The sequence below is a fragment of the Paenibacillus paludis genome, from assembly GCF_042610515.1.
In the GTDB taxonomy this organism is placed as follows: domain Bacteria; phylum Bacillota; class Bacilli; order Paenibacillales; family Paenibacillaceae; genus Paenibacillus_AQ.
Genome location: NZ_JBGJZP010000022.1, coordinates 109953 through 118778, shown reverse-complemented (window position 1 = coordinate 118778; position 8826 = coordinate 109953). Strand labels below are relative to the sequence as shown.

The following is an 8826-nucleotide window of genomic DNA, read 5'->3' as shown; positions in this document are numbered from 1 at the left end:
GTTAATCCGGAGCAAGCTCCTTCATAACTCCGCTCGACTTGCATGTATTAGGCACGCCGCCAGCGTTCGTCCTGAGCCAGGATCAAACTCTCCAAATTGGTTTTTTCGAGCGGTCACTTCACCCGAATCACTTCGAGAAAATAACCATCCGAAAAAGATATTGAAAAGAGCGACTGCTCATTTTGAAACTGACGATTCATTAAATGAATCTTTAAAAATTAACGCGTTCCATTTGTTCAGTTTTCAAAGAACTTGCTCCTGGCTTTCAACGTTATGTCTCTTGCGCAGGAATTAGATCATATCATGTTTCTGTATTGCTTGTCAACTTATTTCTTCTTCGCTGATCAAGTTCAGCGTCGATGCCTCATAAGCACAAGAGATAATATATCATGCTGAAGGAATGTTTGCAACCCTTTTTTATAAAATAATAAAATAACGCATAATTGGATCGACTCGAGTACAAATTGATTCCCATAACGCTTCGATTGTGGCTAAAATAGGATTTATCGGATTTCCATATATATGCTCACCCATTAACCCGTTTGAAAGGAGCTCAGATGAATAAGAATTCTATACCCGCTGCTCCCTCTTTAGTTGCAAAAGACCGGGAACAACGCAATCTGCAGCAGGATACTATTTACCGGATTTTACTCGCCGTAAGCTTTGTGCATTTATTCAATGATTCCATTCAGGCGCTTATCCCGGCGATGTTTCCTATCTTAAAGGAAAACATGCTGCTCTCCTATGCACAGGTCGGATGGATATCCTTCGCCCTGAACATCACTTCTTCGGTGATTCAGCCGATAATCGGCTATGCCGCTGACCGTAAACCCCGACCGATCCTGCTCCCTCTGGGGATGTGCTGCACGTTCGCCGGAGTGTTCCTGCTCGCTTTTGCCGGAAATTACGTATTGGTCATCTTCTCTGTTATGCTTGTCGGCTTCGGTTCGGCTGCGTTCCACCCGGAGGGCATGCGTGTAGCTCATATGGCTGCAGGTCAGCGCAAGGGATTGTCGCAATCCATCTTCCAAGTGGGAGGCAACGCCGGACAATCGCTGGGTCCTCTTTTGATGAAATGGGTATTCATTCCCTTTGGGCAGATGGGCGCACTTGGGTTCACCGTAATCGCTGCCGCCGGAATTGCCGTACAGACCTATGTGGCCAAATGGTACCAAGAAATGCTTAATGCAGGCTATACGTTCCGCAAAAAATCGACTGGACGCACGCTTGACCCTGCTCGCAGCAAAAGCATTCTGACCGCAACCGTGATCCTGGTCTTTATCGTGTTTGTACGCTCCTGGTACAGCGCCTCCATCGGCGGCTATTATGCCTTCTACTTAATGGATAAATACGGAATGAAGCTCGATGACGCTCAAATATACATCTTTATGTATTTGGCGGCCGGTGCAGTTGGAACCTTCTTCGGGGGCCCGCTAGCCGACCGTTTCGGACGGCGTAATCTCATCCTGATCTCTATGGTGAGTACTGTGCCTTTTGCGCTGGCGCTACCTTTTGTAAACCATTTCTGGGCCGCTGTTCTGCTAATCATCTCCGGATTTGTCCTGCTGTCCAGCTTCTCAGTAACAGTCATTTATGCACAAATGCTCTATCCGGGCAATATCGGAACCGTCTCGGGACTGATTACTGGACTGGCTTTTGGGCTTGGCGGGATCGGCTCGGTAGTTATCGGCGACCTGATCGACCGGATCGGAATTGCGACTGTGTTCATAGCTTGCGGCTTCCTCCCGCTGCTTGGCCTGCTTGCCCTGCTGTTACCCAATGATAAGACACTGGAGAAATGGGCCGCTGAATAAGCAGCATGATTTCATCGCTTCGTCTCTCTTCTATATCTATATAAGTCCATAAGGGTCCATCCTTCTCTATTAGAGTAGGGTGGGCTTTTTTCACAGCAGAAGATTTAAACTCTTAACAGCCAGCAGAATTATCCAACCGCCCTTTTTTAGGGTACAATTAATTAAAAGTTGAACTAATTGTCATAGCGAGGAAGGCTGAGGAGGAATGGCAATTGAAGAAAGCACTCACGAACATTCGTAAAGGATACGGGAAGAAGCTTGTCTCCATCCATATGTGGAATGCCTGGCTGGTCCTGTTTCTGGCACTCAGCGGATTATTGCTGGTCGGCGGTTTCTGGCGGGAGCTTCTGGGTGAGGGCAGGGTGTGGCTAAAATGGGCACATATCGCGTTTGGACTGGTGCTGCTGATTCCGGTCATTTATTATTTACTGCTTGCTGCAAAACACTGGAAAAGACTCAAGGGGAAAAATGGGCAAAAGGCTAATGTGATTTTTGTGCTGGTCCTATTGATCGGGTGGATTGTGTCGGGTGTCGTACTCTGGCAATTCAGGCTTGCCGGGCCAAGAGCAGCAAATACCGCACTATTTATACACGATCTTCTAACCTGGGTTGGACTTCCGGTTATTATTTACCACTCTATTACCAGAGTCAAGTGGCTCAAAGAACCGAAGAAACGCTCTATTGTACCAGAACCGGTAACATCAGCTAATGGAGCATCTGCTTCTAATGATAAGCAGAAACAGCCGGGAGCGGCCCATGTCCAGCAGCCGATGTATACCCGCCGCGGTTTCATTAAAGTCGCTGTGGGTGCCGGACTTGCGGTAACGCTCGGACCGACCTTTGTCCGCTGGATCGGCAAATCCTTTCAGTTGCCCGGCACCGCGGATTATGCAGCAAACAATACCAACACACTAATTCCCGACCCTATTCCGCTGGCAAATTCAGCACCACCGATTGGTGGAGGAGCGGAAGGGAACTTCCGCGTATATACTGTAACCGATATTCCAGCATTCGATAATTCGAACTGGTCATTTACGATTGACGGGCTGGTGGACAAGAAGTTCACCTGGAACTGGGAGGAATTCGTCAAGCTGCAGCGCGAGGTGCAGGTCAGTGATTTCCACTGCGTCACCGGCTGGTCTGTCTACAAGAATACCTGGGAGGGTCTGCCCCTCTCCAAACTGCTTGATCTTGCCGGAGTAAAAAGCCAGGCGGTGATGGTCAAGCTGTATTCCGGCGACGGCGTCTATACGGACTCCCTGACACTCGCACAGGCGCGAATGGAGGATGTTATGGTTGCCGTCATGCATGACGGCAAGCCGATTCCGAATCAGCTGGGCGGGCCTGTACGTTTGGTCACTCCGCAAATGTATGCCTATAAATCGGTAAAATGGCTCAACCGGATTGAACTCATTGATGAGGACCATGTCGGCTATTGGGAACAGCGGGGGTATGACAAAGACGCCTGGCTGCCTGGAGCAAATCGTGTATAACTGCGGCCAGCACCTCTTTCAATTCCGAACGGCTATTGCTTTGTTCATCACTGAGGAGAATAAAGCGGCCGCCATCCCGCTGCCCGCTGTCATATAGTTATCCTTATCGGTACGGTCAAAACCCATCCATACAGCGGCTGTCCAATCCGGTGTGTAGCCGACAAACCAAAGATCCCGATTAGCCTTGCTGTCGACACCGGGAAGCGCTGCCTGAGTCGTTCCGGTCTTGCCGGCAACCGGTATGTTCATCCGCGCTTTTTTCCCGGTTCCTTGATTTACTGCATTGCGGAGCATGAACGTCATGCTTTCCGCAGTTCGCGCCGAGATCACTTGACGCTGGCTGGAGACATGCTTGTATAGAACCCGCCCGTGCGCATTGGTTATGCTGCTAATGGTATGAGCTTCATTAAACGTCCCCCCGCTCGCAAACACACTGTAGGCCTGGGCCATTTTCAGAGGAGATACCCCATTGTGGAGCCCGCCGAGCGCAATGGACAGATTATTATCCTCCTGCGGCAGTTCTAACCCCAGCTTTCCGGCAAATTGACGGGCGCTGGAGATTCCCACCTGCTTCAGCAGCCATACGGCCGGAGCATTGATGGATTGCTGGAGCGCCTGGTTCAGGCTAACTTGGCCACGGTATACGCCATTCAGATTACCCGGGCTGTAACTCCCGTAAGACTGCTTACGGTCGGGAACTATACTCGCTGGAGTAAAGTTGCCGCTTTCCAGCGCAGGCCCGTAATCAATAATCGGCTTAAAGGCGGAACCCGGCTGGCGTGCGTCAATAATCGCCCGATTAAGGCTGCCCGCTTGGGGATTGCGCCCTCCCATCATGGCGGCAATTTCTCCGGTGTGATGATTGAGTATCACCATGGCCGCCTCGACCTGCTGGTTTTTCCCGTCGGGAGGAAAGGCATCTGCGTTACGAAATGCTTGCTCCAGTGTCTTCTGGATGCCTGTATTCATCCCTGTCTTAATCCTGTAACCGCCTGTTTGCAGCTCTTCCCTCGACTTACCCGTAAGCCGGGAGGCTTCTTTCAGCACAGCGTCAATATAGGAAGCACCTGCAACCTCAGTCTCAACTTCTACTTGAGGCCGGTATTTCTGTTTGCGCGCGGCAACCATTTGCTGTGGGCTGATCAGCCCCCGCTGCTGCATGATTCCCAGAACAAGCTCCCTCCTCCCCTCGGAAACCGCATTGTTCTCCGCAGGATTATAGATGGAAGGACCTTTCGGGATAGCCGCTAAAGCAGCGATTTGCGAAATCTCCAGCTTTTTGAGGTCACTTACACCGAAATAGTACTCTGCTGCCGCCTTTATTCCATACTGCCCCCGGCCCATATAGATTTGGTTCAGATAAAGCTGCAAAATATCCTGCTTTGACAACCGTTTCTCCAAAGCTGTAGCAATGGAGGCCTCGTTCAGCTTGCGCAGCATATTTTTATCTCTGTTTAAATAGAGATTGCGGGCTAACTGCTGGGTGATGCTGCTGCCTCCCTCTGTTACTCTGAAGTTCACTGTATTGTTAATGGCGGCACGCAGGATTCCCGTATAGTCCAGTCCCTGATGGCTGTAGAACCGGCGGTCCTCGACTGCCAAAAAGGTGTCGATCAGCAGAGCCGGCATCTCTTCCAGCTGAGCCATCGTCCGATATCCCGATTCCGGCAGCGGAATTCGGCGCAGCACATTCCCCTCTGAGTCGGTAATGACGCTTGATTGATCTAAAACCAGCTTCCCGGCCTGACGGCTTACCACAGCCTCTCCATATACACGGACATAAAACAGCATTGCCAGCAGCAGTAACACGCCAATTACCGCAAGATCAAATCCGGTATAAAAAACACGCAGCAGCTTTCGCCGGGTGAGCCGGGTGCCGGTATTGCCCCTGCTCAGCACTTTGCAATCAGGTTCACAAGGAACCGCTCCAAGCCCGCCGCTTCACGTTTCACCGCATCCACCTGAACGGCTTCTCCTTCTGCAGCCTTCAGCTCATCCAGCAAGCGCAGCAGCGTCTTCATCCTTAGTATGAGGGCCATACTCTCTTCACTGCTCCATCCCGCTTCTTCTGCATCTGCCGATTCAATCTCTGCTGTACCGGTGAGTTTTGTTTGCTGGCCTTTGTTCAGTTTCCGCAGATTAGCAGCCAGCCTGCCCAGCTCTCCTCCGGTGGATACCTCCAGTTCCTTAAAGAAGCCATTCGCCGCAAGCTCATCCGATGCCCGCAGCAGCGCCTTGAAATCATCGGATAATTTTTGCGAACGCAGCAGAAAAAAACCGCCGGAAAGAGCGGTAAAAAGAATTACAGCCAAAGGCAACCTGCCGATATGATTGATCATCCAATGCATTAAGCGGACTGTAAAAGCCCCGGAATCCGCGCTATGCCGCGAATATAGAAAGGAAACCACCGCCTGTAGCACCATAAGAACACCACCGCTGAGCAGCAAGCTTCCTCCAATAACATACAAATATCCGGTTCGTACCGTATTTAGTCTTCTCAAGTTTATCCCCTCCCGGTATCTGTGCATTTACTACTCCATGACACATAGAATACCGGTAAGTTCTTAAGAACCTCCCGCACAAGTTCTAAAGATTCTCTAAAGACTCCTGTGGAGATAACGGGAAGCGGGTGATAAAGTCGGTACGGTTCACATCGCTTTGGGCTGTAATTTCTCCATGGTGGCGTTCCACAATCCCTTTGGCTATAGCAAGTCCCAGCCCCGAACCTCCGGTATGCCGGGAACGGGAGCGTTCGGCCCGGTAGAATCGTTCAAAAATATGCGGAAGGTCGCTTTCGGCAATCATTTCTCCAAAATTGCTGATCCGCACGACTGCTTCATCCCCTTCTCGGGTGAGTACGATCTCCAGTTTTTTCCCTTCACGCCCGTAACGGATGGCATTGGTAATCAAATTTTCATAAGCGCGCAGCAACTCGTAAGGCGCTCCCTGAATCCATAAGGATTCTGTATGATCCACCAGCTCATAGGCCATGCCTGCCCTGGCAAGCTCTGGAACCGCCTCTTCCGCCAGCTGCCGAATAAACGCCTTGAGGTCCAGCTGTTCTGCTGCAAGCGGCAGTCCTCCACTGTTGACACGGGTATATTCGAACAGATCATCAATCAGCTTACGCAGCACCAGTGCTTTCTGATAAGCAATGCCTACATAATAACGCACCTCTGTCTCTTCCCGGCAGCGGTCCTGCTCAATATAATCCAGATAACCCAAAACCGAGGTCAGCGGAGTGCGCAAATCATGAGAGACCCCGGTAATCAGCTCATTTTTGGCCTGGATCGCCTTACGCTCTTCAAGCAGGGACTGCTGCAGCCGTTCGGACATAATATTAATATTCTCTGCCAGTACACCTAGCTCATCACTGGTCCGCACTTCAATCCGGTGTGACTCTCCCAGTTTGGTGATTTGCTGAATCCCCTTTGTGATCTCTTCGAGATAGGATACTACTTTTCGTGTGTACAAAAAAAAGAACACCAAAAAGCTGATAATACCTACGGCTGTCATTACCGGCACTGAGCCAATATGGTTAATAATCCATTTCAAAACCAGGGAATAGGGTGCCGACGGTGAACTCGTGTTCATGTGAAGCAGAGAATTCACCAGCCGATAACCTCCCCATAACAGGATGGCTCCTGACAACATGCTGAGAATAAACGCCCAAATGAATTTCCAGCGGATAGTACTTATATATTTTGCATTCACAGCATTATCACCTCAAGTTCTCAAGATGGCCCGTCCAATTTATACCCGATCCCCCATACAGTTTGCACATAACGGGGCTGCTTCGGATCCAGCTCAATTTTCTCGCGGATATTGCGGATATGTACCATAACCGTGCTGCCTCCGTCCAGAAAAGGCTCATTCCAGATATTCCTGTAAATCTGCTCCATGCTGAGCACCTGGCCCTGATGTCTCGCCAGCAGCTCCAAAATGGAAAATTCACGGGGTGTCAGCCTTACTTTACGTCCATCCACGCAGACTTCGTGTTTCAATATGTCGATGACCAGATCCTCGAAGATCAGCTCATTGTCATTCATCCTTGGTTGGGTATCCTTGTTGAATTTATGATAGCGGCGCAGCTGTGATTTGGCCCGGGCCACAAGCTCCAGCGGATTAAACGGCTTTCCGACATAATCGTCGGCGCCTATACTGAGTCCAAGAATTTTATCCATATCCGAATTTTTGGCGGACAGCATGATGATCGGCATATTTTGCTCTTCACGGATTTTCATGCAGGCTTCTATCCCGTCCATCTTGGGCATCATCACATCCATAATAATGAGGTCCACCTTCTCCTCTTTTAAATATTCCAGCGCTTCCTGTCCGTCAAAGGCTTTGAGCAGCCGATAACCTTCGTTGCAGAAATAAATATCCATCAGGTTAACGATCTCCCGCTCATCGTCCACTAGCAATATTGTTTCTTGTCTCACAGGTAGGTATCCTTTCCATTCCATAAGTGGTAATCTACCTTCTAATATATTAGAAATTATCCAATCTATAAACCCAAAAAAAGCCCCGTATCCCCATAAGGTATACAAAGGCTGGTATTACTCATTTTATTAGTTCCATTAAATACTCTTGAAAGAGGCATCATAAAGCCGGAACATCGTTTTGTAGCCCGACTCGTCAATCTTGATACCCACGTCCAGACGTCCGGTAATTTGCAGTGGGCCGGAGGTATGCCGGAGCTTGCTGCCTTCAGGCACAAAGACAATCATAATCTTGTTCCAGTAGGTCTCATCCCCATTATCAAAGGGACACTCCGCCCCGGGCTCTGGAATCAGCAGAAACCAGTTCTTCTCAAAGGAAAGGACTTCACCCATAAAACCCTTAATCGTAACCTCGCTGCCGCTGAGATCCCAAAACTGCTCCGAGGGGCGGGTTTGGTCGCTGCCGTCAAAGAAGCCGTTCCAATCAATGGCAGTGTGGCCTGTGGAAGAAGTCTTCAATTGGGCCGCTGCGGTTGGGGCAGGGCTGGCCTCAGGGAGGGAGCTGGCTTGTGGAGACGGAGATGCAGCGCTGCTCTTTCCACCGCTCTTGTCTGCTTCACCTGTTTTAGCCTTTGACTTCGTTTCAGGTGCTGGAGATGCCGGGCTCTTGCTATTACTCTTGCTGGAGCCTACAGTCTTCTTCGATGTATCCTGAATAACTGCTGCTGGAGCAGAAGGTTTCGGCAAAGGTTTGGATGTACTTGGTGCGATGGATGGCGCCGCAGCCAGTTCGGGTTCCGGTGAAGGTCCAGCTGTGGCCGTGGCGGCTTCTGGAGAGCGCTCCATGGTTGGCGAAGCTGCCGGTGATTCTTTTGGAACTATGGGTACTTGTGTAGCTTCGGGTGATTGTGCCACATCCTCTGTTACCGGACTGTCCGCCTCCACCGCAGCAGCAAAGGACTCTCCACCGCCATCAGCTGCACCGTTCTGGCCGCATGCTTGAAGCAGCAGCATGCTTGTAATAGCAGCCGTCATCAGGATCAACCTACCCTTTAATGTTATCAAGTGAATGTACCT

7 protein-coding genes and 1 rRNA gene are annotated in these 8826 nt (G+C 50.2%); 2 read left to right on the top strand and 6 right to left on the bottom strand.

The genetic code is table 11. The features are described from left to right. Nucleotides 1-98 (bottom strand): 16S ribosomal RNA (locus ACAN56_RS29505); the annotation flags it as partial. Between the two features lie 459 nt (nt 99-557). Here ACAN56_RS29505 and ACAN56_RS29500 point away from each other — a divergent pair. Next, nucleotides 558-1814 carry an MFS transporter gene (locus ACAN56_RS29500; protein ID WP_038597156.1) on the top strand — a complete coding sequence of 419 codons (1257 nt, stop codon included), beginning with the start codon at nt 558-560 and terminating at the stop codon, nt 1812-1814. A gap of 212 nt (nt 1815-2026) precedes the next feature. Beyond that, a complete protein-coding gene (locus ACAN56_RS29495) occupies nt 2027-3307 on the top strand; it encodes a molybdopterin-dependent oxidoreductase (protein WP_379147338.1) in 1281 nt (426 codons plus the stop codon). 18 nt (nt 3308-3325) lie between these two features. On the opposite strand, the gene ACAN56_RS29490 is transcribed toward ACAN56_RS29495, so the two are convergent. From ACAN56_RS29490 to ACAN56_RS29470, 5 genes are all read right to left on the bottom strand, one after another. Continuing rightward, complete coding sequence (locus tag ACAN56_RS29490) at nt 3326-5206, bottom strand: transglycosylase domain-containing protein (protein ID WP_379147336.1); 1881 nt, start codon at nt 5204-5206, stop codon at nt 3326-3328. Then, nucleotides 5200-5808, bottom strand: a complete 609-nt coding sequence (locus ACAN56_RS29485; protein WP_038597161.1) for a hypothetical protein — start codon at nt 5806-5808, stop codon at nt 5200-5202. The genes ACAN56_RS29490 and ACAN56_RS29485 overlap by 7 nt, the downstream gene beginning before the upstream one ends. Nucleotides 5809-5893: 85 nt before the next feature. Further along, nucleotides 5894-7021, bottom strand: coding sequence for a sensor histidine kinase (locus ACAN56_RS29480; protein WP_038597163.1), 1128 nt, complete (start codon nt 7019-7021; stop codon nt 5894-5896). 20 nt (nt 7022-7041) lie between these two features. Next, nucleotides 7042-7773: a response regulator transcription factor gene (locus ACAN56_RS29475; RefSeq protein ID WP_379147333.1), complete on the bottom strand. Its 732-nt coding sequence runs from the start codon at nt 7771-7773 to the stop codon at nt 7042-7044. Between the two features lie 114 nt (nt 7774-7887). Beyond that, on the bottom strand, nt 7888-8814 hold the full coding sequence (locus ACAN56_RS29470; RefSeq protein WP_379147331.1) for a hypothetical protein: 927 nt from the start codon (nt 8812-8814) through the stop codon (nt 7888-7890). Nucleotides 8815-8826 lie beyond the last annotated feature (12 nt).

Excerpts from the sequence above, each read along its gene's own strand:
- ACAN56_RS29500 (WP_038597156.1), top strand. The coding sequence starts at position 558 with ATGAATAAGAATTCTATACCCGCTGCTCCCTCTTTAGTTGCAAAAGAC.
- ACAN56_RS29475 (WP_379147333.1), bottom strand. The coding sequence starts at position 7,773 with ATGGAATGGAAAGGATACCTACCTGTGAGACAAGAAACAATATTGCTA.